Source organism: Pseudomonas sp. Pso3 (assembly GCF_055393275.1).
Window position 1 is genome coordinate 3,538,713 of the sequence record NZ_AP043687.1, and the last position, 23,976, is coordinate 3,562,688.

Sequence of the window (23,976 nt, forward strand, 5' to 3'; positions counted from 1 at the left end):
CCCTTCTCGCACGTCGAACCGCTCGACCCTAGGGCCGACCTGCTCAGCCCTCGACGGCTTCGGCAGCGGTTTCTTCGACGAATTGCTCGTTGGCACCGCCGTTGTTGCCGCCACGGATCACGGCATCAGCAACGCTGCTCAGGTACAGCTGAACGGCGCGGAAGGCGTCGTCGTTGCCGGGGATGACGTAGTCAACGCCTTCCGGGCTGCTGTTGGTATCGACTACGCCGATGACCGGGATACCCAGCTTGTTGGCTTCGGTGATGGCGATGCGCTCGTGGTCGACGTCGACGACGAACAGGGCATCCGGCAGACCGCCCATGTCCTTGATACCACCCAGGCTGCGCTCGAGCTTCTCGAGGTCACGGGTGCGCATCAGGGCTTCTTTCTTGGTCAGCTTGTCGAAAGTACCGTCCTGGGACTGGACTTCCAGATCGCGCAGACGCTTGATCGAGGCACGGATGGTCTTGTAGTTGGTGAGCATGCCGCCCAACCAGCGATGGTCGACGAAGGGCTGACCGCAACGAGCGGCTTCTTCGCGAACGATCTTGCCGGCGGAACGCTTGGTGCCGACGAACAGGATCTTGTTCTTGCCGGAAGCCAGGCGCTCAACGAAGGTCAGGGCCTCGTTGAACATCGGCAGGGTCTTTTCGAGGTTGATGATGTGGATCTTGTTGCGCGCGCCGAAGATGTACTTGCCCATCTTCGGGTTCCAGTAACGGGTTTGGTGGCCGAAATGCACGCCGGCTTTCAGCATGTCACGCATGGAGACTTGAGACATTTAGATGTTCCTCGTAGTCGGGTTGGGCCTCCACGCATCCCAATGACCAACTTCCCATCGGGAAGCACCCAGGTCATCGTGTCGATGCGTGTGTGGGGTTAGGAGCGCTAAAGGGCGGAGCCCCGAAAAAGCGCGCGACTTTATATCACGCCTTGCCGGATACCACCAGCGGCGATTGCCGGACACCGGAGATCCGGGGCCGCGCCGGTGACCACAGTGCGGGCGCCGGCTCTGATAGAATAGCGGATCGAAAGCTGACACCCGGCGTGATACCTAGAGATTTCCGATGACCGTCATCCTCAAGACCCCTGAAGACATCGCCAAGATGCGCATCGCCGGCCAACTGGCCGCCGAGGTGCTCGAAATGCTGGACGAGCACGTGCGTCCCGGCATCACCACCGAAGAACTGGATCGACTGGCCCACGACTATATCGTCAACGTGCAGCAGGCCATCCCCGCCCCGCTGAACTACAAGGGCTATCCCAAATCCATCTGCACCTCGCTCAACCACGTGGTCTGCCACGGCATTCCCAATGACAAGCCGCTCAAGAGCGGCGACATCATGAACGTGGACATCACCGTGATCAAAGACGGCTACCACGGCGACACCAGCAAGATGTACCTGGTGGGCGACGTGCCCGAGTGGGCCGAGCGCCTCTGCCAGATCACCCAGGAATGCCTCTACAAGGGCATCGACCTGGTCCGCCCCGGGGCGCGCCTGGGCGATATCGGCGAGGTCATCCAGAAGCACGCCGAGAAGAACGGCTTCTCGGTGGTTCGCGAATACTGCGGCCACGGCATCGGCAAGGGCTTCCACGAAGAGCCGCAGGTGGTGCACTACGGTCGCGCCGGCACCGGCCTCGAGCTGCAGGCCGGGATGATCTTCACCATCGAGCCGATGATCAACCAGGGCCGCTACGAGACCCGCCTGCTGGGCGATGGCTGGACCGCCATCACCAAGGACCGCAAGCTGTCCGCGCAGTGGGAGCACACGGTGCTGGTCACCGAACAGGGTCACGAGATCCTGACCCTCAGAAAGGACGAAACCTTTCCCCGCGTTTCTGCGTGAGTGAGCGCCCATGCCCCAGGTCGATTCGGAGTTGTTCGACGCCGGCCAGTTCCAGGCTGAGCTTTCGCTGAAAGCCAGCCCCATCGCGGCCTTCAAGAAATTCATCCGGGCCGCGAACGCCACCCTCGATGCCCGCTTCCTGGCCGGGCGCAGCGTGCGCCGGCTGGTCGAGGATCGCGCCTGGTTCATCGACCAGATGCTGATCGCGGCCTGGAGTCGCTTCAGTTGGCCGGACGATGGCATCGCCCTGCTCGCGGTGGGCGGCTATGGCCGTGGCGAACTGCATCCGCACTCGGACATCGACCTGCTCATCCTGCTCGCCGAAGAAGAGCAGGAGCGCTTCCGCGATTCCATCGAAGGCTTCCTGACCCTGCTGTGGGACGTGGGCCTGGCCGTGGGGCAGAGCGTCAGATCCCTGCGCGAGTGCACTACCGAGGCGCTGGCCGATCTGACGGTGATCACCAACCTGATGGAAAGCCGTACCCTCGCCGGCCCCGAGCACCTGCGCCAGGCGATGCTGGCGGCCACCAGTGTCGAGCACCTCTGGCCGGGACGGGCCTTCTACCTGGCCAAGCGTGCCGAGCAGAGCGCCCGACACGCCAAGTACAACGACACCGAGTACAACCTGGAACCCAACGTCAAGGGTTCCCCGGGCGGCCTGCGCGACATCCAGACGCTGCTGTGGATCGCCCGGCGGCAATTCGGCACCCTCAATCTGCAGGCCCTGGTGGGCCAGGGCTTTCTCACCGAGAGCGAGTGCAGCCTGCTGATCTCCGCCCAGGAATACCTGTGGAAGGTCCGCTATGCCCTGCACATGCTGGCCGGTCGCCCGGAGGATCGCCTGCTGTTCGACCATCAGCGGCGCATCGCCAACCTGCTCGGCTACGAGGACAACGACGCCAAGCTGGCGGTCGAGCGCTTCATGCAGAAGTACTACCGGGTGGTGATGGACGTCTCCCAGCTCAGCGACGTGGTGATGCAGCACTTCGAGGAAGTGAATCTGCGCGACGAGCAGCTGCCCGCCGCGGTGACGCCGCTCAACAACAGATTCCAGATCCGCAACGGCTATCTGGAGGTGGTGCATCCGCAGGTGTTCCTGCGCACCCCCTTCGCCCTGATGGAGCTGTTCGTCCTGCTGGCGCAGAATCCGGCGATCAAGGGGCCCAGCGCCGGCACCATCCGCCTGTTGCGCGACAGCCGCCACCTGATCGACGACGCCTTCCGCCAGGACATTCGCAACACCAGCCTGTTCATCGAACTGCTCAAGAGCGAATCCGGCATCCATCGCAATCTGCGGCGGATGAATCGCTACGGACTGCTGGGGCTCTACCTGCCCGAATTCGGCCAGATCGTCGGCCAGATGCAGCATGACCTCTTCCACATCTATACGGTGGACGCCCACACCCTCAATCTCATCAAGCACCTGCGCAAAATGAGCTACGACGTCCTGGCGGAAAAGTATCCGCTGGCGACGCGGGTGATCCACAAGCTGCCCAAGCCGGAGCTGATCTACATCGCCGGTCTCTACCACGACATCGCCAAGGGCCGTGGCGGCGATCACTCGGAACTGGGGGCGGAAGACGTGGAAGCCTTCGGTCGCCGTCACCAGCTGCCGGAGTGGGACACCCGCCTGGTCAGCTGGCTGGTGCGCAACCACCTGGTGATGTCCACCACCGCCCAGCGCAAGGACCTCTCCGATCCCCAGGTGATCCACGACTTCGCCCTGACGGTGGGCGACCACACCCATCTCGACTACCTGTACGTCCTCACCGTGGCCGACATCACCGCGACCAATCCGTCGCTGTGGAATTCCTGGCGCGCCACCCTGCTGCGGCAGCTGTACACCGAGACCAAGCGCGCCCTGCGTCGTGGCCTGGAGAATCCGGTCAATCGCGAAGAGCAGATCCGCAGCACCCAGCAATCGGCCCTCGATACCCTGATGCGTCGCGGCATCGATGCCGATGACGCCGAGCAGCTGTGGTCGCAGCTGGGTGACACCTACTTCCTGCGGCATACCGCGCTGGATGTCGCCTGGCACACCGAGGCCATCCTCGGCCACGGCGATACCGCCGAGCCCCTGGTGCTGATCCGCGAGACCACCCAGCGTGACTCCGAAGGCGGCACCCAGATCTTCATCTATGCCGCGGACCAGCACGACTTCTTCGCGGTGACCGTGGCGGTGATGGACCAGCTCAACCTGAACATTCAGGACGCGCGCATCATCACCTCCACCAGCCAGTTCACCCTGGACACCTACATCGTGCTGGATACCGACGGAGGCTCCATCGGCAACAACCCCGCGCGCATCGCCCAGATCCGCGGCGGCCTGATCGAGGCGCTCAAGCATCCCGAGGAATACCCGAGCATCATCAACCGGCGCGTGACCCGCCAGCTCAAGCATTTCGCCTTCTCGCCCCAGGTGAACATCTATACCGACACCATGCGCTCGGCGAGCCTGATCGAGCTGACGGCGCCGGATCGCCCCGGTCTGCTGGCACGGGTGGGCCGCATCTTCCTCGACTTCGACCTGTCCGTGCTCAACGCCAAGATCGCCACCCTCGGCGAGCGCGTGGAAGACGTCTTCTACGTCACCGACGCCGATGGCCGTCCGTTGGCGGATCCCGGTCTGTGCAGCGCCCTGCAGCAAGCCCTGATCAAGCAGCTGGGCGAGCCGGACAGCCAGACGCCACTCAGCCGCATCAGCATCTAGCTCCCTGATCTAACGCCTCGAACGAAGGACCACCCGACGATGAATCCCACCCTCGACCTGCTGCAGCCCTACCCGTTCGAGAAGCTGCGCGCCCTCCTCGCTGGCGTGACCCCGCCGGCGGCGCTCAAGCCGATTCCGCTGTCGATCGGCGAGCCCAAGCATCCGTCCCCCGCCTTCGTCGCCGAGGCGCTGACGGCGAATCTGGATCAGCTGGCGGTCTATCCGACCACCCTTGGCATCGCCGAGCTGCGCGAGGCCATCGCCAGCTGGGCTGGCCAGCGCTTTGGCGTACCGGCCGGCTGGCTGGATCCGGCGCGTCATGTGCTGCCGGTGACCGGCACCCGGGAGGCGCTGTTTTCCTTTACCCAGGCGGTGGTGGATCGCAGCCAGGCCGGCCTGGTGCTGAGCCCCAACCCCTTCTACCAGATCTACGAAGGCGCGGCCCTGCTGGCCGGCGCCGAGCCGCACTACCTGCCATGCCTGGCGGACAAGGGTTTCAATCCCGATTTCGACAGCGTGCCGGACGAGGTCTGGCAGCGCTGCCAGCTGCTGTTCCTCTGTTCGCCCGGCAATCCCACCGGCGCCCTGCTGCCGGTGGCCACGCTGAAAAGGCTCATCGCCCTGGCCGATCGCCACGACTTCGTGATCGCCGCCGACGAGTGCTATAGCGAACTCTATTTCGACGAAGCCAGTCCGCCGCCCGGGCTGCTGACCGCCTGCGCCGAACTGGGGCGCAGCGACTTCGCCCGTTGCGTGGTCTTCCACAGCCTGTCCAAGCGCTCCAACCTGCCGGGCATGAGATCCGGCTTCGTCGCCGGCGATGCCGCCATCCTCAAGCGCTTCCTGCTCTATCGCACCTACCACGGTTGCGCCATGCCGGTGCAGGTGCAGAAGGCCAGCGCCGTGGCCTGGCGCGATGAAGCCCATGTCCGCGAGAACCGCGAACTCTATCGGCAGAAGTTCGCCGCCGTGCTGGACATCCTGCAGGGCAGCCTGGAGGTGTCACTGCCGGACGGTGGTTTCTATCTCTGGGCCAGGACGCCGGGCGATGACGAAGCCTTCGCCCGCGATCTGTTCGCCCGCGAACACGTGACCGTGGTGCCGGGTTCCTACCTGTCGCGGGAAGTCGCGGGCGTCAATCCGGGTGCCGGACGGATCCGCATGGCCCTGGTCGCCCCTCTGGCCGAATGCGTGGAAGCGGCGGAGCGCATCCGCCGCTTCTGCCAGGGCTAGCGGTTGCCCTGATCGCGCATCAGCGCGGTCTCCTGGATGTCCAGTTCCCGGAGGAATTCGGTGACCACCAGGTCATCGATCACGCCGGCGATACGCAGCCGATAGAGTTCACGGCGCTGGGCACGGATGGCGAGCAGGCGCAGCTCGCCATCCAGGGTGTCCCGCAGACGCGCCAGGGAACGGGCATCCTCGCTGTCATCGGCGGAACTCAGCTCGTCACGGAATTCGGCGATGATGCCGGCCTTGATCTCCGCCTGCAGCGCCGCCCGCGCCGGCTCGTCGGCATCGCTGGACTCCACGTCTTCCAGCGCCGTGATGGCGGCGCGGGCGGCGTTGATCCGCACCTCGCAGCGTTCCCGCTCCAGCAGGTCGTTGGATTGCTCCGGCAGCCGCGCCAGCAGCAGCGGAATACCGATGCTCGCCACCACCAGTGACAGCAGGATCACCCCGGCGGCGATGAACACCAGGACGTCACGCAGGGGAAAGGGCGTGCCATCCGAAAGTAGCAGCGGCAGCGACAGCACACCGGCCAGGGTCACGGCGCCACGCACCCCGCTGAGGGAGGCGATGGCGGCGATCAGGCGCGGATCGCCCGCGATGGTCATGGGTCCGCTGCCAGGCTGGGTCAGGTGCCAATAGCCGAGGATGACCCCGAAGCGGATGGCCATGATTACCAGATAGGCACCCAGCACATAGAGCGTCAGCCAGCCCGCGGCCGGCCAGAGCGCCTGGGAAGCCGGCAGGGCCGCCGCCAGGATGTCCGGCAGTTGCAGCCCCAGGATCAGGAACACCAGGCCGTTGAATGCGAATTCCACCAGTCCCCAGACGCTGTGGTTGAGCAACCGGGTGGCGGTCTGCCGGGGCAGCATGTCGACCCGGCTCTGCATCATCCCGGCGGCCACGGCGGACAGGATGCCGGAAACGCCCAGTCGCTCCGCCAGCACATAGGCAGCGAAGGGCAGCAACAGCATGAAGACCACATGGGGCGCGGCGTCGCTCCAGCCGCGCTTCACCACCATCCAGGCGCGCGCCCGCCCGACCAGCCAGCTCAGCACGCCACCGACCAGCACGCCGCCCACCGCGACGATGACGAATTCCAGACTGGCCTGGCTCAGCGAAAAGGCGCCGGTCAGGGCCGCCGCCACGGCGAACTTGAAGGTCACCAGACCCGAGGCGTCGTTGAGCAGGGCCTCGCCCTGGATCACGTGCAGCAGGGCGCTGGGCAGCCGGCCACGGACGATGCTGGACACCGCCACGGCGTCGGTGGGCGACAGCACCGCCGCCAGGGCGAAGGCCACCGCCCAGGGCAGGTGCAGCATCCAGTGCAGGAACCAGCCGGCACCCAGCACCGTGAGGAACACCAGGCCGAAGGCCAAGACGAAGATCGGTCGGCGCAGCCGCCAGAATTCGCGCTTGGGCATGCGCCAGCCATCGGAGAACAGCAGCGCCGGGATGAACAGCAGCAGGAAGAGTTCCGGGTCCAGGGCCACGTGTAGCCCCAGGGTGGGCCAGGCGAGCAAGGCGCCGACCACCACCTGGATCAGCGGCAGCGGGATGGGAATCAGATGGGCGCTGAGTCGGGTGGCACCCACCATCAGCAAGAGGATCAGAGCGGTATAGAGAATCTGCACGGTGGTCTCGTGGTCAGGGCACCGGTCGCGGTGCCAGATACAGGAGATGCATCCCGCGGGAGTGGGGACACGTCGACCTCGAGTTGTTGGGACTGATGTCCCCGAATTTGGTTTTACCCAAACTTTACCCGAGGCGATCTAGGCGACTGGCCACCGTTGCGGTCTGATAGACATACCCGGTTTCATTTCCCCGGGTCGCAGGAGAAAGATCATGCTACGTCGCATCACTCAAGTCGTGGTGCTTGCCGGTTGCCTCGCCATCGCCGGTCAGGCGTCCGCCCACGGTCGTGGCCCCGGTCCGGCCTTTCTCGGTGCCGTAGTGGGCGCCGTGGTCGGCGGAGCCATCGTCTCCCATTCCTACGCCCGCGAGCCGGTCTATGTCGAAGGCCCCCCGCCGCCTCCGCCGCCGCGCGTGGTCTACTACGAGCCGGCACCGGTCTACGAATATCGCGTGGTGGAACCCCGCCCGGTGTACTACGGCCCGCCGCCCGGCGCCTACTACTACGGCCCACCACCGCGCTGGTAAGGCCCATGAAAAAACCCGCCTCTCGGCGGGTTTTTTCATGGCTGGACGCCCTAGACCACCTGGCGCCGACGCAGGACGTCGAGGATCTGCTGGACCCCCTCCTCCACCGACAGCTGCTCGGTGTCGATCACCAGATCGGCATCTTCCGGTGCATCGTAGGCGAAGGAGATACCCGGGATGTTGTCGCCACCGGCGGCATAGAGACCCTGGGGATCACGCTCGGCGCAGGCCTTGGGCGACGCCTTGACGTGCACGGTCAGCAGACGCTCGGCACCGATCAGCGCCTGGGCCTGGGCACGGCCCTCGGCATCCGGCGCGACAAAGGCCGCCAGGGCGATCAGACCCGCTTCGTTGAACTGGCGGGCCACCTGGGCGGCACGCAACCAGTTCTCGCGACGCCCGGCGCGATCCTGTGGCAGACCCTTGTTCAGGTCGTGGCGCAGATTCTGACCGTCCAGCACGAAGACCGCACGACCGGCATCGAACAGGCGACGCTCCAGGGCATAGGCCAGGGTGGTCTTGCCGGCGCCGGAAAGGCCGGTGAAGAGCACGGTGCTGGGCTGCTGACCGAAGCGCGCGGCCCGCTCGCTGGTGCCGACGTGCAGCTGGTGCGCGCCCTGGCCATGACCGCCCCTGCCCACCGGGTCGGCGATGATCATGCCGGCACCGACGGTGCCATTGGTCAGGCGATCGATGACGATGAAGGCGCCGGTGGTGCGGTTGACGCCATAGCCATCCAGGGCGATGGACGCATCGAGAGCCACCTTGACCCGGGCGATCTCGTTGAGCTTGAGCTCGCTGGCGGCGCCACGTTCCAGGGTATTGACGTCAACCGTGTGCACGATGCTCGGCAGCGAGCCGGGCACGTAGCTGGTGGCGCGCTTGATGTCGTACTTCTTGCCGGGCCGCATGGGTTCTTCGGCCATCCACACCAGCATGGCCTCGAAGCTGTCGGTGACCTGGGGACGGTTGTCGGCATGCACCAGGACGTCGCCCCGGGAGATGTCGATCTCGTCTTCCATGGTCAGGGTCACCGCCTGGCCAGGTCCGGCCTGCTCCAGCTCGCCTTCGTAGGTGACGATGGACTTGATGCGGCTGCCCTTGCCCGACGGCAGGACCACCACGGCATCGCCCTTGGTGACCACGCCCGAAGCCAGGGTTCCGGCGAAGCCGCGGAAGTTGAGGTTGGGCCGGTTGACGTACTGCACCGGGAAGCGCAGATCGTCGAGATTGCGATCCGCGGCGATCTCCACGGTCTCGAGGATTTCCATCAGCGGCTTGCCGCTGTACCAGGGCGTCTGCTCGCTGCGATTCACCACGTTGTCGCCCTTGAGCGCCGACATGGGGACGAAGTGGATGTCCTTGGCGTTGAGGTCGATACGCTGGGCGAAGGCCAGGTAGTCGTCCTTGATGCGCTCGAACACCGCCTCGTCGAAGCCCAGCAGGTCCATCTTGTTGATGGCGACCACGATGTGCTTGATGCCCAGCAGCGAGGCGATGTAGCTGTGCCGGCGGGTCTGGGTCTGGATGCCGTGACGGGCATCGACCAAGATGATCGCCAGGTCGCAGGTGGAGGCCCCGGTGGCCATGTTGCGGGTGTACTGCTCATGGCCGGGGGTATCGGCGATGATGAACTTGCGCTTGGCGGTGGAGAAGTAGCGGTAGGCCACGTCGATGGTGATGCCCTGCTCGCGCTCGGCCTGCAGGCCGTCCACCAGCAGCGCCAGATCGACCTCTTCGCCGGTGGTGCCGACCTTCTTGGAATCGCGGGTGATGGCTTCCAGGTGATCCTCGTAGATCATCTTGGAATCGTGCAGCAGGCGCCCGATCAGGGTGCTCTTGCCGTCGTCGACGTTGCCGCAGGTGAGGAAGCGCAGCAGTTCCTTGCGTTCGTGCTGTGCGAGGTAGGCCAGGATGTCCTGGCCGATCAGATCGGATTGGTGCGACATCTTAGAAATACCCCTGACGTTTCTTCTCTTCCATGGATCCGGCGCCATCGTGGTCGATGACCCGGCCCTGGCGTTCGGAGGTGCGGGTGAGCAGCATCTCCTGGATGATGTCCGTCAGCGTGGTCGCCTGGGACTCCACCGCGCCGGTCAGGGGGTAGCAGCCAAGGGTACGGAAGCGCACCTGGCGCTTGTGGATGCGGGCCTTCTCCTCGGGCGAGAGGTGCTCGAGGATGCGGTCGTCGTCGATCATGAGCAGGGTGCCGTTCTTCTCGATCACCTCGCGCTCGGCGGCGAAGTACAGCGGCACGATCGGGATGCCTTCGAGGTAGATGTACTGCCAGATGTCCAGCTCGGTCCAATTCGACAGCGGGAAGACGCGGATCGACTCGCCCTTGTTGGTCTTGCCGTTGTAGATGTTCCACAGCTCGGGACGCTGGTTCTTGGGATCCCAGCGGTGCTTGCTGTCCCGGAAGGAGTAGACGCGCTCCTTGGCGCGGGACTTCTCCTCGTCGCGGCGGGCACCGCCGAAGGCGGCGTCGAAGCCGTACTTGTCCAGCGCCTGCTTGAGGCCCTGGGTCTTCATGATGTCGGTGTGCTTGGCACTGCCATGGGTGAAGGGGTTGATGCCCTGGGCGACCCCTTCCGGATTCTTGTGCACCAGCAGATCGAGGCCCATGTCGGCGACCATGCGATCGCGGAATTCGTACATGGCCTGGAATTTCCAGCCGGTGTCCACGTGGAGTACCGGGAACGGCAGCTTGCCGGGAAAGAAGGCCTTGCGGGCCAGGTGCAGCATCACGGCCGAATCCTTGCCGATGGAATACAGCATGACCGGATTGTCGAACTCGGCGGCCACTTCACGGATGATGTGGATGCTTTCCGCCTCAAGCTGTTTGAGGTGCGTCTGTTTGTCGAGCATGGCTACTCACGATTGCAGAAAGGTGGCCTAGGAGATGTCCGTTGCGGCATCCAGTCGACTGGACACACCGGACAGAGCGGGCCGTGGACGAACCTCAACCTTACCATAGGCAACGGTTATGGCCCGCCAGGCTATTTAGAACCAGAAGTTCTATGCTTATGACGCTCAGGCGGGATTGTCGCAGTCGATGAAGAGGTGCTGGATCCCCAACTGCGCGGCCAGATGGTCGCCCAGCGCCTGCACTCCGTAGCGCTCGGTGGCATGGTGGCCGGCGGCGAAGAAACTCACGCCGTTCTCGCGAGCGCTGTGCACCGTCTGCTCGGACACCTCTCCGGTCAGGTAGGCATCCACTCCGGCGGCGATGGCCTGGTCGATATAGCCCTGGGCGCCACCGGTGCACCAGGCCAGGCGTCGGATCGAGCGCCCGCCGTCGACCACCAGCGGCTCGCGCTGCAGCACGTCCGCCACCTGCCGACCGAAGTCCGCGGCGGATTGCGCCTGCGGCAACTCCCCCTGCCAGATCAGCCCCTTGGCATCGCCTGGCAGCGGCCGGATATCCTGCAGCCCCAGGCGGCGTCCCAGCTGGACGTTGTTGCCCACCTCGGGATGGACATCCAGGGGCAGGTGGTAGGCCAGCAGGCTGATGTCATGGCTCAGCAGCGTCTTGATCCGCCGGTGCTTCATGCCGATGAGGCGGGCATCCTCGTTCTTCCAGAAATAGCCATGGTGCACCAGGATGGCATCGGCACCGGCGGCGACGGCGGCGTCCAGCAGCTGCTGGGAAGCCGTGACGCCACTGACCAGCAGGCGCACCTGCTCACGGCCCTGGACCTGCAGGCCGTTGGGGCAATAATCCTGGATCCGGGCCGATTCCAGGTAGCGGTCGGCGGTCTCTACCAGTTGCTCAAGGGACAGGGTCACGTGCGGCTTACCTCCTCGTTGGCGGCGCCAGCGTGTCTTCGGCTGGCGCCGCTCCTTATAATGGCCGCCAGCTTATCCGGCGCACCCCGGGTGGACAAATTCAAGGATGTGATCGATGTACAAGGCTTTGCGTTATCTCGGCTGGCCCGTGCTGTGCGGTCTGCTCGTTGCAGCCCTGATCATGCAGCGCTATCCCCAGTGGCTCGGCCTGCCCGCCCAGCCGCCGCTGTTCGAGGCCGCTCAGGCGCCCACCAATTCGCGCCAGGAGGGACCGGTCTCCTATGCCGACGCGGCCAGTCGCGCCGCGCCCGCGGTGGTGTCGTTGCGCTCGACCAAGGCCGCCAAGCCGGGCAAGGCCGGGGATACGGCCAGCGACCGCAAGGGCGCGACCAAGCCGGTGGAAGAACTCAGCCTGGGTTCCGCCGTGCTGATGAGCCATGACGGCTATCTGCTGACCAACAACCACGTGACCCTGGACGCCGAATCCATCGTGGTGGCCCTCGCCGACGGGCGCCAGACCCTGGCCAAGCTCATCGGCAACGATCCGGCCACGGACCTCGCCGTGCTCAAGATCGACCTGCCCAACCTGCCGGCCATCTCAGTGGGCGATTCAACCGCCATCCGCATCGGCGATGTGGTGCTGGCCATCGGCAACCCGTTCGGCGTCGGCCAGACGGTGACCATGGGCATCATCAGCGCCACCGGTCGCAACCAGCTGGGTCTCAATACCTACGAGGACTTCATCCAGACCGATGCGGCGATCAACCTGGGCAATTCCGGCGGGGCGCTGGTGGATGCCAGCGGCAATCTGATCGGCATCAACACCGCCATCCTCTCCGGCGGCTCCCAGGGCATCGGCTTCGCCATCCCGATCAAGCTGGCCATGGAGGTCATGCGCTCGATCATCCAGCACGGCCAGGTCATCCGTGGCTGGCTGGGTGTGGCGGTGGAGGTGATCACCCCGGAGCTGGTCAAGACCTATGGCCTCAAGGTCGATCAGGGCATCGTGGTGACCGACATCGATCCCGATGGACCGGCGCACAAGGGCGGTCTGCGCACGGGCGACGTGCTGGTCAAGCTGGCTGGCCAGCCGATCAGGGACGGCCGGCTGGCGATGAACCAGATCGCCCGCAAGCAGCCTGGCGACAGCATTCCCATCGAGGTGCTGCGCCAGGACAAGACCGTGCAGGTCAAGGTGACCGTCGGGATGCGCCCCCTGATGGAGAAGGCGCGCTAGCCGCGAACGAGGCTCAGAGGGTGTCGAGGGCCGTGATCAGCGCCTGATTCTGCGCAGGCGTGCCGATGGTGATGCGCAGGAAGTCGGCGATGCGTTCGGGGCGGCTGAAGTGGCGCACGATGACGCCGTGCTCACGCAAGCCCGCGGCCAGCGCCGCCCCACTCTTCTGCACATGACGGGCGAAGATGAAGTTGGCGGCCGAAGGCAGGACCTCGAAGCCGCGCTCCAGCAACTGGCCCACCAGCGCTTCGCGACTCTCGATCACTTGCCGGCAGGTCTCGTCGAAATAGGCGCGATCCTCGAAGGCCGCGGTCGCGCCGGCCAGGGCCAGGCGATCCAGCGGATAGGAGTTGAAGCTGTTCTTGATCCGCTCCAGGGCTTCCATCAGCGGCGCCTGTCCCAGGGCCAGCCCTACCCGCAGACCGGCCAGCGAACGGGACTTGGACAGCGTCTGGGTCACCACCAGGTTGGGATGGCGCTCGATCAGGGCGACCGCCGACTCCGCCCCGAAGTCGACATAGGCCTCGTCCACTACCACCACCGAGGTCGGATTGCCGGCGACGATACGCTCGATGGCGTCCAGCGCCAGGGCGCTGCCGGTCGGCGCATTGGGGTTGGGGAAGATGATCCCGCCATTGGGGCGCAGATAGTCTTCGGGGACGATCTGGAAATCCTCGTCCAGCGCCGGCGTCTCGAAGGCGATGTCGTAGAGGCCGCAATAGACCGGATAGAAGCTGTAGCTGATGTCCGGAAACAGGATCGGGCGGCCATGGCCGAACAGGCCCAGGAAGATGTGCGCCAGCACCTCGTCCGAGCCGTTGCCGACAAACACCTGGTCACTCTGGAGGCCGTAGTAGCGGGCGACGGCGTCCTTGACCGCCTGACCGTTGGGGTCGGGATAGAGGCGCAGGTCGTCGGTGGCCGCGGCGCGAATGGCGTCCAGCGCCCGCGGTGACGGACCGTAGGGATTCTCGTTGGTATTGAGCTTGACCAGGTTGGTCAGCTTGGGCTGCTCACCCGGCACATAGGGCACCAGGTTCTTGACGAAGGGACTCCAGAGTTCGCTCATGCCTGCTCCTCCTGAATACGGTATTCGGCGCTGCGGGCGTGGGCGGTCAGGGACTCGCCACGCGCCAGCACCGAGGCGACCCGGCCCAGCGCGGAAGCGCCCGTGGCCGAGCAGTGGATGATCGAGGAACGCTTCTGGAAGTCGTACACGCCCAGCGGCGAGGAGAAGCGCGCGGTGCCCGAGGTCGGCAGCACATGGTTGGGACCGGCGCAGTAGTCGCCCAGGGCCTCGGCGGTGTAGCGCCCCATGAAGATGGCGCCGGCGTGGCGGATGCTGGGCAGCCACTGCTCGGGTTCGGCGACCGACAATTCCAGGTGTTCGGGGGCGATGCGGTTGGCCACCTCGATGGCCTGGGCCATGTCGGTGACCTGGATCAGGGCGCCGCGGCCTTCCAGGGAGGCGCGGATGATCTCGGCGCGCTCCATCTCCGGCAGCAGACGGGCGATGCTTTCCGCCACGGCGTCGAGGAAGGCGGCGTCGGGACTGACCAGGATCGCCTGGGCGTCTTCGTCGTGCTCGGCCTGGGAGAACAGGTCCATGGCGATCCAGTCGGGATCGGTCTGGCCGTCGCAGACCACCAGGATCTCCGACGGGCCGGCGATCATGTCGATGCCGACCTTGCCGAACACGTGGCGCTTGGCGGTGGCGACATAGATGTTGCCGGGGCCGACAATCTTGTCCACCGGCGGTACGCTTTCGGTGCCATAGGCCAGGGCGGCCACGGCCTGGGCGCCGCCGATGGTGAAGACGCGATCGACACCGGCCAGGGCTGCGGCGGCCAGCACCAGTTCGTTGACCTCGCCGCGGGGCGTGGGCACCACCATGACCACCTCTTTTACGCCGGCCACCTTGGCGGGGATGGCGTTCATCAGCACCGAGGAGGGATAGGAGGCCTTGCCCCCCGGCACATAGAGCCCGGCACGATCCAGCGGGGTGACCTGCTGGCCGAGCACGGTGCCGTCAGCCTCCTGGTACTGCCAGGAATCCTGGCGCTGCTTTTCGTGATAACGACGGACTCGCTCGGCAGCGGCTTCCAGCGCGGTGCGCTGCTCCGGCGTGATGCGGGTCAGGGCTTCTTCCAGACGCGCCCGCGGCAGGATGAGATCGCTCATGGCGGTCGCCTCAACGGCATCGAAGCGCCGGGTGTATTCCAGCAGCGCGGCGTCGCCCTGGTGGCGCACGTCGGCGATGATCGCCAGGACCCGCTGGTTGATGTCGGCATCCGACACCCCTTCCCAGCTCAGCAGATGATCCAGATGCTCGGCGAAATCCGGAGCGGCGGCGGCGAGTCGGCGGATGGCGAGCGGAGCGGTCATGGCGGATCCTCTTCAGGAGAGCGAAAGGGGCGCCCGAGAGTAACAGCCGGTTCCGTGTGGGCGCCCGACAATTTGGCTATGGCACGGATAGGCGAAGCTGGAGGGATGGAAGCAGTCTGAGCCGGCATTCGGCATGCCGGCCAGGACTCAGGCGCCGCGCGCCTCGACGGCGTGTCTCAGGGTCTCGATGAGGGCCTGAATGCGGCCATGCTGCATCTTCATCGAGGCCTTGTTGACGATCAAGCGCGAGCTGATATGGGCGATCAGCTCCTGGGGTTCGAGTCCGTTGGCCTTGAGGGTATTGCCGGTGTCGACCACGTCGATGATCTTGTCGGCCAGGCCTACGAGCGGTGCCAGCTCCATGGAGCCGTACAGCTTGATGATGTCGACCTGACGACCCTGCTCGGCATAGTAGCGCTTGGCGACATTGACGAACTTGGTCGCCACCCGCAGCCGGCCACGCGGCGCCGGAGCGCCCACGGCGCCCGCGGTCATCAGCTTGCAGCGGGCGATGCGCAGGTCCAGCGGCTCATAGAGACCGTCGCCGCCGTATTCCATCAGCACGTCCTTGCCGGCCACGCCCAGGTCCGCGGCGCCATGTTCCACATAGGTGGGCACATCGGTAGCGCGGACGATGAGCAGCCGTACATCGTCCTGGGTAGTCGGGATGATGAGCTTGCGGCTCTTGTCCGGATTCTCGGTCGGGGCGATCCCCGCCGCCGCCAGCAGCGGCAGGGTGTCGTCGAGGATACGGCCCTTGGACAGGGCGATGGTCAGCATCGGAGGTCCTTACTTGGGCGTGCGACGGATCTTGGCGCCGAGCAGCTGGAATTTCTCCTCGATGCATTCGTAGCCGCGGTCGATGTGGTAGATGCGATCGATCAGGGTATCGCCTTCGGCCACCAGGGCGGCGATGACCAGGCTCGCCGAGGCGCGCAGGTCGGTCGCCATGACCGGGGCGGCCTTGAGGCTGGGCACGCCGGTGACGATGGCGGCATTGCCTTCGATGGCGATGTTGGCGCCCATGCGCACCATCTCGTGAACGTGCATGAAGCGGTTCTCGAAGATGGTCTCGACCACGGTACCGGTGCCTTCGGCGACGGCGTTCATGGAGATGAACTGGGCCTGCATGTCGGTGGGGAACGCCGGGTAGGGCGCCGTGCGGATGTTGACCGCGCGGGGGCGATTGCCCTTCATGTCCAGCTCGATCCAGTTGCTACCGGTGGCGATGTGGGCACCGGCCTCTTCCAGCTTGGCCAGCACGGCCTCGAGGATGGTCGGATCGGTGTCCTTGAGCTTGACGCGGCCGCGGGTAGCGGCGGCAGCGACCAGGTAGCTGCCGGTCTCGATGCGGTCCGGCAGCACCGAATAGGTGGCGCCACCCAGGCGCTCGACGCCTTCCACGGTGATGGTGTCGGTACCGGCGCCCTGGATGTTGGCACCCATGGCGATCAGACAGTTGGCCAGGTCGACGACCTCGGGCTCGCGGGCGGCGTTCTGGATGACGCTGCGACCCTTGGCCAGGGTGGCGGCCATCAGCACGTTCTCGGTACCGGTCACGCTGACGGTGTCGAAATAGTAGTGGGCGCCGCGCAGGCCGCCGGCCGGCGCCTTGGCCTTGATGTAGCCGCCTTCGACGGTGATCTTGGCGCCCATGGCTTCCAGGCCGCGCAGGTGCAGATCGACCGGCCGCGAACCGATGGCGCAACCGCCGGGCAGGGCGACTTCCGCTTCGCCGAAGCGGGCGACCATCGGGCCCAGCACCAGGATCGAGGCGCGCATGGTCTTGACCAGCTCATAGGGCGCGACCAGGGTCTTGATGCTGGAGGCATCGACCTCGACATTGAGCTTTTCACCGATCACCGGCTGGACGCCCATGCGGCCGAACAGCTCGATCATGGTGGTGATGTCGTGCAGGTGCGGCAGGTTGGCGATGGTCACCGGGGTGTCGGCGAGCAGGGTCGCGGCCAGGATCGGCAGGGCGGAGTTCTTGGCCCCGGAAATGCGAATTTCACCGTTCAGGCTGTTGCCGCCGGTAATGATCAGTTTGTCCATAGCGAGTTCTCGGCGCTGCGAATCAGGCGCGTTCGGCCCAGGCAGCACGGGTGAAGAATTTCATGGTGACAGCATGAATGCTGCCATCGGCGATCTGCGGCTGGAGATGGGAGTAGACCTGCTGCTGACGCTTGACCGGGCTGAGTGCCTGGAGCTCGTCGCTGATCAGGTAGAGCTGGAAGTTGCAGCCCTCGCCTTCCACTTCGACCTGGGTATCGGCCAGTTTTGCCTCCAGGAGGCTTTTGACTTCTTGGGCCTGCATGGCGGCACCTCGGCAATCTAGTACAGCCGGCGATCATACAAAAAAACCGGCTGTACGGCGACTGCGATGACCGCTACCCGTGCGCGTCTTCCGCCAGGGGCAGCAGGGCGAGGGCATCCGAGACGTCGGCGATCTGCCGCAATTCGGAAGGCAGGCTGGCGATGGTCAGCGGTCGCCCCGCGGCCTGGGCATCGCGCAGCCAGGCCAGCAACAGCGCGAGGCCGGCGCTGTTGGAGCGTTCGACACCGGCGCAATCGAGCACCAGCGGACCACTGCCCTGGCCGATCAGCGCCCTGCCCTGCTCGCGCAGGGTGGGCACATTGGCGTGATCGAGCACGCCCGACAGTTGCAGTCGGGCGCCTTCGCCGATGATGGCGGCGCGACTCACGAACCGACCTTGGCCTTCTGGGCCTCGGGAGAATCCTTGGCCTTGGCCACGGTGCCCGCCCAGTTGTTGATGGTCTTGTCCAGGTCGTTGCCGTTTTCCTGCATCGCCTGGGCGAACTGGTCACGGAACAGCTTGCCGAGGTTCAGGCCATTGATGATGACGTTGCGCACCTTCCACTCGTTGCCCTGCTTGACCATGCTGTACTGCACCGGGTACACGGCGCCGTTGTTGCCCTTGACCTCCATGCCCACACTGGTGCGGTCGGGACCGTCGGACGGCCCTTCGGGCAGCACCCGGATGCCCTGGTTGTTGTACTCCAGCAGCGCATTGCCATAGAACTGCATCAGGCTGCGCTTGAAGTTTTCCTGGAAGCGCGCCATCTGCTCGGGCGAGGCGCTGCGGCTGTAGCGCACGGTCATGATGCTGCGCGAGATGCCTTCGGCATCCACCACCGGGCCGAGGATGTTGTTGAGCGACTCGTAGAAGGCTTCCGGGCTGCTGCGATACTTGTCGCGGTTGGCCTCGAGGTCGCTGAGCAGGGTGGTGGTGGTCTGCTGGATCACGTCGTGGGCCGAGGGCGCCGCCTGGGACACCAGGGGCAGCAGGGCCAGGATCGCGATCACTCCGTGACGAAGTAGCTTGAGCATGGAAAAGCCTCTCATCATTTATTGGCGGAAGAGTCTTTATTGACCGAATTGAGCAGGAATTTGCCGATCAGGTCTTCGAGAACCAGCGAGGATTGTGTATCTCGAATGGTCGAGCCTTCCTTGAGCACCTGCTCGTCACCGCCCACGCTGATGCCGATGTACTTCTCGCCGAGCAGGCCGGCGGTCAGGATCGAGGCGATGGAGTCGGTCGGCAGGTTGTCCACCTGCTTGTCGATCTGCATGGTGACCCGGCCGCGGTAGCTGTTGCGATCGAGATCTATGGCGGTGACCTTGCCGATGGTCACGCCCGACATGGTCACCCGCGATCTCACGGTGAGACCGGCGATGTTGTCGAAATAGGCGTAGACCTTGTAGGTATCATGATGGTCGCTCATCGTCAGACCGCTTACCCGCAGCGCCAGCAGCAGCAGTGCGAGCACGCCGGCCAGCAGGAAGAGTCCGACACCGATTTCCTGGGTGCGGGTTTGCATCAGAGATCTCCAAACATCAGGGCGGTAAGAATGAAGTCGAGGCCGAGCACGGCGAGCGACGCATAGACGACGGTACGGGTGGTGGCGCGGCCGATGCCTTCGGAAGTGGGCTCGCAGTCATACCCCTGGAAGACGGCGACCCAGGTCACCACGAAGGCGAACACCAGGCTCTTGATCACGCCGTTGAGCACGTCGCTGAGCATCACGCTGTTCTGCATGGTGGCCCAGAAGGAACCGTCATAGACGCCGAGCCAGTCGATGGCGACCATGGCCGCGCCCCAGATGCCCACCACGTTGAACATGGCGGCCAGCAGCGGCATGGAAATGAAGCCGGCCCAGAAACGCGGCGCGACGATGTACTTGAGCGGGTCCACGCCGATCATTTCCAGACTGGACAGCTGCTCGGTGGATTTCATGTTGCCGATCTCGGCGGTCAGGGCGGAGCCTGCCCGGCCGGCGAACAGCAGGGCCGTCACCACCGGGCCGAGTTCGCGCAGCAAGGTGAGGGCGACCATCTGCCCCACCGCCTGCTCGGAGCCGTACTTGACCAGGATGTTGTAGCCCTGCAGGGCGATCACCATGCCGATGAAGAAGCCCGACACCACGATGATCGGCAGCGACATCACCCCTACCGAATAGAGTTGCTTGCCCAGCAGCTGCAGACCGCTGCCCACGCCACCGCGACCGAACACCGCCAGCAGCAGGACGATGACCGAGCGGCCGATGGCCGCCACGACATCCAGCCCGGCGCGGCCCAGTCGACGAATCCGCTCCACGGCGGAGACCTTACGCATCAGTGTTTCCCCAGCAAGGCATCGCGCAGATCCGGCGCGGCGAAGTGGAAGGGTACCGGGCCATCGGGGATGCCCTGCATGAACTGGCGAACCCGCGGATCCGGCGATTCGCGCAATTCCTTCGGCGTGCCCTGCCCCAGCACCTTGGTATCGCCCACCACATAGAGGTAGTCGGCGATGCTGGCGGTCTCGGCCAGGTCGTGGGAAACCACAATGCTGGTCAGTCCCAGCGCCTGATTGAGCAGGCGGATGAGGCGCACCAGCACGCCCATGGCGATGGGGTCCTGGCCGACGAAGGGCTCGTCGTACATGAGGATCTGCGGATCCAGGGCGATGGCCCGCGCCAGGGCGACCCGGCGCTTCATGCCACCCGACAGTTCGTCCGGCATCAGTTCGATGGCACCGCGCAGTCCCACCGCCTGCAGCTTGAGCAGGACGATATCGCGGATCATCTCCTCGGGCAGCTTGGTATGCACGCGCAAGGGAAAGGCCACGTTCTCGAAGACATCGAGATCGGTGAACAGCGCGCCGCTCTGGAACAGCACGCCCATCTGCCGGCGCATCTCGAACAGCTCGCCGCGGGACAGCTGCGGCAGGTTGGCGCCATTGACCCAGATCTCGCCACTGCTCGGTCGCAACTGGGCGGCGATGAGGCGCAACAGGGTGGTCTTGCCACTGCCGGACGGTCCCATGATCCCGGTGACCTTGCCCCGCGGGATGCGGATATCGACCCGGTCGTAGATCAGACGCGTGCCGCGCTTGAAGGAAACGCCCTTCAGCTCCACGGCGTACGGGCTATCGACGGTCATCAGGACTCCTAAGGTTCAACTCTGTGCAGGGAGACGCCGCTCCGCCGCTTCAGGGCACGCGACACTCGCGTTCGGCGGCCCCGGCAAAAGGGCGGCACTATAGCATTCGTTGCCGATGAGACTCCTGAGCCACGGGCGGCGTTGCTGAGTGTCGCGGCTTTGCGCATATAATTTCCGATTGTCCCGTCACCTGCCTTCTGACCCATGTCCGACTCAATAGATTTCATCGCCTCCGCCAAGCGCACCATAGATGTAGAGCGAGCGGCAGTGGCCGCCCTGGGCGAACGCATCGACGACAGCTTCGCCGCTGCCTGTCGCCGGCTGCTGGCCTGCCGCGGGCGCATCGTGGTCCTGGGCATGGGCAAATCCGGGCATGTCGGCAACAAGATCGCCGCGACCCTGGCCAGCACCGGCAGCCCGGCCTTCTTCGTGCACCCGGCGGAAGCCAGCCATGGCGACATGGGCATGATCACCCGCGATGACGTCATCATCGCCATCTCCCAATCGGGCACCTCCAGCGAGATCCTGACCCTGCTGCCGCTGATCAAGCGCCTGGGCGTCCCGCTGATCAGCTTTGCCGGCAATCCCGCCTCGCCCCTGGCCAAGGCCGCGGACGTCAATCTGGACACCAGCGTCGCCACCGAGGCCTGCCCGCTCAATCTGGCACCCACCTCCTCCACCACCGTCGCCCTGGTACTGGGCGATGCCCTGGCCATCGCGCTGCTCGAGGCGCGCGGCTTCACCGCCGAGGATTTCGCCTTTTCCCACCCGGGTGGCGCCCTCGGCCGGCGCCTGCTGCTCAAGGTGGAGAACGTCATGCATGCCGGCGCCGACCTGCCGCAGGTCGGCGAGGACACCCTGGTCTCCGACGCCCTGCTGGAGATGTCGCGCAAGGGCCTGGGCATGACCAGCGTGCTGGCCGCCGATGGCCGTCTCGCCGGCATCTTCACCGACGGCGACCTGCGTCGCGCCCTGGATCGCGGCATCGACGTGCGCACCACGGCGATCGCAACCGTGATGACCCGCGGCGGTCGAACCGCCAGGGCGCAGATGCTCGCCGCCGAGGCGCTGAAGATCATGGAGGAGCACAAGATCAACGCCCTGGTGGTGATCGATGACGAGCGCCGCCCGATCGGCGCCCTCAACATGGGTGACCTGCTACGCGCCGGGGTGCTGTAGGCCGGGTTATACTGCTCGACTAAATGCGCCGACATCTCGTGTTCAACCCGCCGCCCCCTGGTGCGGCCCACCACAGGTACCCTCATGTTTCGCAGCTTGCGCCGCCCCGTGCTGTTGGTCCTGATCGCCGCCGCGCTCATCGCGATCGGCTACTGGAACATCCTGCCGCAGCGCTTCGTCGATGCCCCGGCCTCGTCGACCCCGCAAGATAGCGCCATCGACGGTTATGCCCTCAATACCCGGACGATTCAGTATCGCCTGGACGGCAAGATCCAGTACGAACTCAAGGCCGAGCGCAGCGAACACGTCAAGGCGACCGACGTCACCCTGGTGACCCGCCCCGACATGCTGGCCTTTCGCGGTACCGACTATCCCTGGCACATTCGCAGTGCCCGCGCCGAGGTCGCCCCCGGTGGCAGTCAGGCGGAGCTGATCGATGACGTGCGCGTCGAGCGTACCGATGAGAAAGGCCGCCCGGTGGTGTTGACCACCACCCGCATGACCGTCTTTCCTGACAAACAATATGCGCAAACCGAGCAAGCCGTTAGAATCGAGGCCGCCAATGGGGTGACCACGGCCAATGGCATGAAAGCGTATCTAGAAGACGGCAGAATGCTCCTGCTGTCCAACGTAAGAGGCCAGCATGAGGTTCGTTAAAACCCTCCCCTTCCTGTTCACCCTCGGCGCCACCTTTGGCAGTGCCGCGGCTTGGGCCCTGCCGACCGATCGCACCCAGCCGATCCGCGTGCAGGCCGATAGCGCCGAGCTCGATGACAAGCAGGGCGTGGCCGTGTACCGCGGAGACGTGGTCATCACCCAGGGCAGCATGAAGATCACCGGCAACACGGTGACCCTGACCCAGGACAACCAGGGCAACATCAAGGTCGCCACCGCAGTGGGCAAACCGGCCTACTACGAGCAGAAGCCCTCGGCGGACAAGGACATCGTCAAGGCCTATGGTCTGACGATCCAGTATTTCGCCCAGGAAAATCGCATCATCCTGATCGATCAGGCCAAGGTGGTCCAACAGGGCAACACCTTCGAAGGCGAGAAGATCGTCTACGACACCCAGCGCCAGATCGTCAACGCCGGGCGCGCCAACGGCAGCAAGGTCACCACGCCGCGGCCGCGGATCGACATGGTCATCCAGCCCAAGGATCAGCAGCAGTCGGGGCAGGGACAATGACGGTTACGCTCAAAGCCCAGCATCTGGCCAAGAGCTACAAGGGTCGTCAGGTCGTTCGCGACGTCAGCGTCAGCATCGACAGCGGGCAGATCGTCGGCCTGCTCGGTCCGAACGGCGCCGGCAAGACCACCTGCTTCTACATGATCGTCGGCCTGGTCAAGGCCGATCAGGGTCGCGTGCTGATCGACGACCAGGACGTCACCGCCCTGCCCATGCATGGCCGTGCCCGTGCCGGGATCGGCTACCTGCCCCAGGAAGCCTCGATCTTTCGCAAGCTGACCGTGGCCGACAACATCCTCGGCATCCTGGAAACCCGCAAGGACCTGGACAAGGCCGGCCGCCTACGCGAACTGGAGAGCCTGCTGCAGGAATTCCACATCACCCACATCCGCGACAACCGCGGCATGAGCCTGTCGGGTGGCGAGCGGCGCCGTGTCGAGATCGCCCGCGCCCTGGCCACCGCGCCCAAGTTCATCCTGCTGGACGAACCCTTCGCCGGCGTGGACCCCATCTCCGTGGGCGACATCAAGCAGATCATTCGTCACCTCAAGGCCAAGGGCATCGGTGTCCTCATCACCGACCACAATGTCCGGGAAACCCTGACCATCTGCGAGACGGCCTATATCGTCAACGATGGCCAGCTCATCGCCGAGGGTACCGCCGAGGAAGTCCTCGCCAACGAGCTGGTGAAGGAAGTCTATCTGGGCCACGAATTCCGCCTCTAGGCAAACCCGGGGAAACAAGGCATATAATTTGCTAACGCTCGCAGGGTTCGCGAGGTTCGGTGGCGCTGTTCGCGTCGGT

24 protein-coding genes are annotated in these 23,976 nt (G+C 65.2%); 9 read left to right on the forward strand and 15 right to left on the reverse strand.

Annotation, left to right across the window (positions count from 1 at the left end; genetic code table 11):
- Positions 1-43: 43 nt before the first annotated feature.
- A complete protein-coding gene (rpsB, locus tag ACZ5R1_RS16735; RefSeq protein WP_007159494.1) occupies positions 44-781 on the reverse strand; it encodes a 30S ribosomal protein S2 in 738 nt (245 codons plus the stop codon).
- A 286-nt stretch (positions 782-1,067) separates the two neighbouring features.
- On the opposite strand from rpsB, the gene map reads away from it, so the two are divergent.
- Genes map through dapC form a run of 3 tightly spaced genes read left to right on the forward strand, consistent with a single transcriptional unit; the run spans position 1,068 to position 5,793 of the window.
- Positions 1,068-1,850 carry a type I methionyl aminopeptidase gene (map, locus tag ACZ5R1_RS16740; protein WP_464712580.1) on the forward strand — a complete coding sequence of 261 codons (783 nt, stop codon included), beginning with the start codon at positions 1,068-1,070 and terminating at the stop codon, positions 1,848-1,850.
- 10 nt (positions 1,851-1,860) lie between these two features.
- The gene (locus ACZ5R1_RS16745; RefSeq protein ID WP_027602571.1) at positions 1,861-4,560 is read left to right on the forward strand and encodes a [protein-PII] uridylyltransferase; all 2,700 of its coding nucleotides are present in this window, start codon (positions 1,861-1,863) and stop codon (positions 4,558-4,560) included.
- Between the two features lie 39 nt (positions 4,561-4,599).
- On the forward strand, positions 4,600-5,793 hold the full coding sequence (gene dapC, locus ACZ5R1_RS16750; protein WP_042136070.1) for a succinyldiaminopimelate transaminase: 1,194 nt from the start codon (positions 4,600-4,602) through the stop codon (positions 5,791-5,793).
- Here the strand turns inward: dapC and ACZ5R1_RS16755 are convergent.
- Positions 5,790-7,424, reverse strand: a complete 1,635-nt coding sequence (locus ACZ5R1_RS16755) for a Na+/H+ antiporter (protein WP_007159498.1) — start codon at positions 7,422-7,424, stop codon at positions 5,790-5,792. The genes dapC and ACZ5R1_RS16755 overlap by 4 nt on opposite strands.
- 211 nt (positions 7,425-7,635) lie before the next feature.
- Here ACZ5R1_RS16755 and ACZ5R1_RS16760 point away from each other — a divergent pair, with 211 nt between their 5' ends.
- Positions 7,636-7,950: a hypothetical protein gene (locus tag ACZ5R1_RS16760; RefSeq protein WP_007159499.1), complete on the forward strand. Its 315-nt coding sequence runs from the start codon at positions 7,636-7,638 to the stop codon at positions 7,948-7,950.
- 50 nt (positions 7,951-8,000) lie between these two features.
- Here ACZ5R1_RS16760 and cysN read toward each other — a convergent pair whose 3' ends face one another.
- The 3 genes from cysN to ACZ5R1_RS16775 all read right to left on the reverse strand — a co-directional run bounded on the left by cysN (position 8,001) and on the right by ACZ5R1_RS16775 (position 11,739).
- Positions 8,001-9,899, reverse strand: coding sequence for a sulfate adenylyltransferase subunit CysN (cysN, locus tag ACZ5R1_RS16765; RefSeq protein WP_027597084.1), 1,899 nt, complete (start codon positions 9,897-9,899; stop codon positions 8,001-8,003).
- Between the two features lies 1 nt (position 9,900).
- A complete protein-coding gene (gene cysD, locus ACZ5R1_RS16770; protein ID WP_007159501.1) occupies positions 9,901-10,818 on the reverse strand; it encodes a sulfate adenylyltransferase subunit CysD in 918 nt (305 codons plus the stop codon).
- Between the two features lie 165 nt (positions 10,819-10,983).
- Positions 10,984-11,739 carry a Nif3-like dinuclear metal center hexameric protein gene (locus ACZ5R1_RS16775; RefSeq protein ID WP_007159502.1) on the reverse strand — a complete coding sequence of 252 codons (756 nt, stop codon included), beginning with the start codon at positions 11,737-11,739 and terminating at the stop codon, positions 10,984-10,986.
- A 115-nt stretch (positions 11,740-11,854) separates the two neighbouring features.
- Between ACZ5R1_RS16775 and ACZ5R1_RS16780 the strand changes: the two genes are divergently transcribed.
- A complete protein-coding gene (locus ACZ5R1_RS16780; RefSeq protein WP_288434971.1) occupies positions 11,855-12,976 on the forward strand; it encodes a S1C family serine protease in 1,122 nt (373 codons plus the stop codon).
- A gap of 13 nt (positions 12,977-12,989) precedes the next feature.
- Here ACZ5R1_RS16780 and hisC read toward each other — a convergent pair whose 3' ends face one another.
- The 10 genes from hisC to ACZ5R1_RS16830 form a co-directional block, all read right to left on the reverse strand.
- On the reverse strand, positions 12,990-14,045 hold the full coding sequence (hisC, locus tag ACZ5R1_RS16785) for a histidinol-phosphate transaminase (protein ID WP_464712581.1): 1,056 nt from the start codon (positions 14,043-14,045) through the stop codon (positions 12,990-12,992).
- Positions 14,042-15,361, reverse strand: a complete 1,320-nt coding sequence (gene hisD, locus ACZ5R1_RS16790) for a histidinol dehydrogenase (protein ID WP_042136077.1) — start codon at positions 15,359-15,361, stop codon at positions 14,042-14,044. The genes hisC and hisD overlap by 4 nt, the downstream gene beginning before the upstream one ends.
- Positions 15,362-15,508: 147 nt before the next feature.
- Positions 15,509-16,141 (reverse strand): ATP phosphoribosyltransferase, encoded by a 633-nt coding sequence (gene hisG / locus ACZ5R1_RS16795; protein WP_007159506.1) that lies wholly within the window; start codon positions 16,139-16,141, stop codon positions 15,509-15,511.
- A gap of 9 nt (positions 16,142-16,150) precedes the next feature.
- Entirely contained in the window at positions 16,151-17,416 is a 1,266-nt protein-coding gene (gene murA / locus ACZ5R1_RS16800) for a UDP-N-acetylglucosamine 1-carboxyvinyltransferase (protein WP_007159507.1), read from the reverse strand.
- Between the two features lie 22 nt (positions 17,417-17,438).
- Positions 17,439-17,678 (reverse strand): BolA family protein, encoded by a 240-nt coding sequence (locus ACZ5R1_RS16805; protein WP_007159508.1) that lies wholly within the window; start codon positions 17,676-17,678, stop codon positions 17,439-17,441.
- A gap of 73 nt (positions 17,679-17,751) precedes the next feature.
- Positions 17,752-18,066 carry an STAS domain-containing protein gene (locus ACZ5R1_RS16810; RefSeq protein ID WP_042136079.1) on the reverse strand — a complete coding sequence of 105 codons (315 nt, stop codon included), beginning with the start codon at positions 18,064-18,066 and terminating at the stop codon, positions 17,752-17,754.
- Positions 18,063-18,713, reverse strand: a complete 651-nt coding sequence (locus ACZ5R1_RS16815; protein ID WP_007159510.1) for an MlaC/ttg2D family ABC transporter substrate-binding protein — start codon at positions 18,711-18,713, stop codon at positions 18,063-18,065. Before ACZ5R1_RS16815 ends, ACZ5R1_RS16810 begins: the two co-directional genes overlap by 4 nt.
- Positions 18,714-18,727: 14 nt before the next feature.
- Positions 18,728-19,204, reverse strand: coding sequence for an outer membrane lipid asymmetry maintenance protein MlaD (gene mlaD, locus ACZ5R1_RS16820; RefSeq protein WP_007159511.1), 477 nt, complete (start codon positions 19,202-19,204; stop codon positions 18,728-18,730).
- Entirely contained in the window at positions 19,204-19,998 is a 795-nt protein-coding gene (gene mlaE / locus ACZ5R1_RS16825; RefSeq protein ID WP_007159512.1) for a lipid asymmetry maintenance ABC transporter permease subunit MlaE, read from the reverse strand. Before mlaE ends, mlaD begins: the two co-directional genes overlap by 1 nt.
- Positions 19,998-20,807, reverse strand: a complete 810-nt coding sequence (locus ACZ5R1_RS16830; protein WP_027597091.1) for an ATP-binding cassette domain-containing protein — start codon at positions 20,805-20,807, stop codon at positions 19,998-20,000. The genes mlaE and ACZ5R1_RS16830 overlap by 1 nt, the downstream gene beginning before the upstream one ends.
- A 204-nt stretch (positions 20,808-21,011) precedes the next feature.
- On the opposite strand from ACZ5R1_RS16830, the gene ACZ5R1_RS16835 reads away from it, so the two are divergent.
- The 4 genes from ACZ5R1_RS16835 (at position 21,012) to lptB (ending at position 23,897) form a co-directional block, all read left to right on the forward strand.
- Positions 21,012-21,986 (forward strand): KpsF/GutQ family sugar-phosphate isomerase, encoded by a 975-nt coding sequence (locus ACZ5R1_RS16835; protein ID WP_007159514.1) that lies wholly within the window; start codon positions 21,012-21,014, stop codon positions 21,984-21,986.
- A gap of 84 nt (positions 21,987-22,070) precedes the next feature.
- On the forward strand, positions 22,071-22,643 hold the full coding sequence (lptC, locus tag ACZ5R1_RS16840) for an LPS export ABC transporter periplasmic protein LptC (protein ID WP_007159515.1): 573 nt from the start codon (positions 22,071-22,073) through the stop codon (positions 22,641-22,643).
- The gene (gene lptA, locus ACZ5R1_RS16845; protein WP_007159516.1) at positions 22,630-23,172 is read left to right on the forward strand and encodes a lipopolysaccharide transport periplasmic protein LptA; all 543 of its coding nucleotides are present in this window, start codon (positions 22,630-22,632) and stop codon (positions 23,170-23,172) included. Before lptC ends, lptA begins: the two co-directional genes overlap by 14 nt.
- A complete protein-coding gene (gene lptB, locus ACZ5R1_RS16850; RefSeq protein WP_027597094.1) occupies positions 23,169-23,897 on the forward strand; it encodes an LPS export ABC transporter ATP-binding protein in 729 nt (242 codons plus the stop codon). The genes lptA and lptB overlap by 4 nt, the downstream gene beginning before the upstream one ends.
- Positions 23,898-23,976 lie beyond the last annotated feature (79 nt).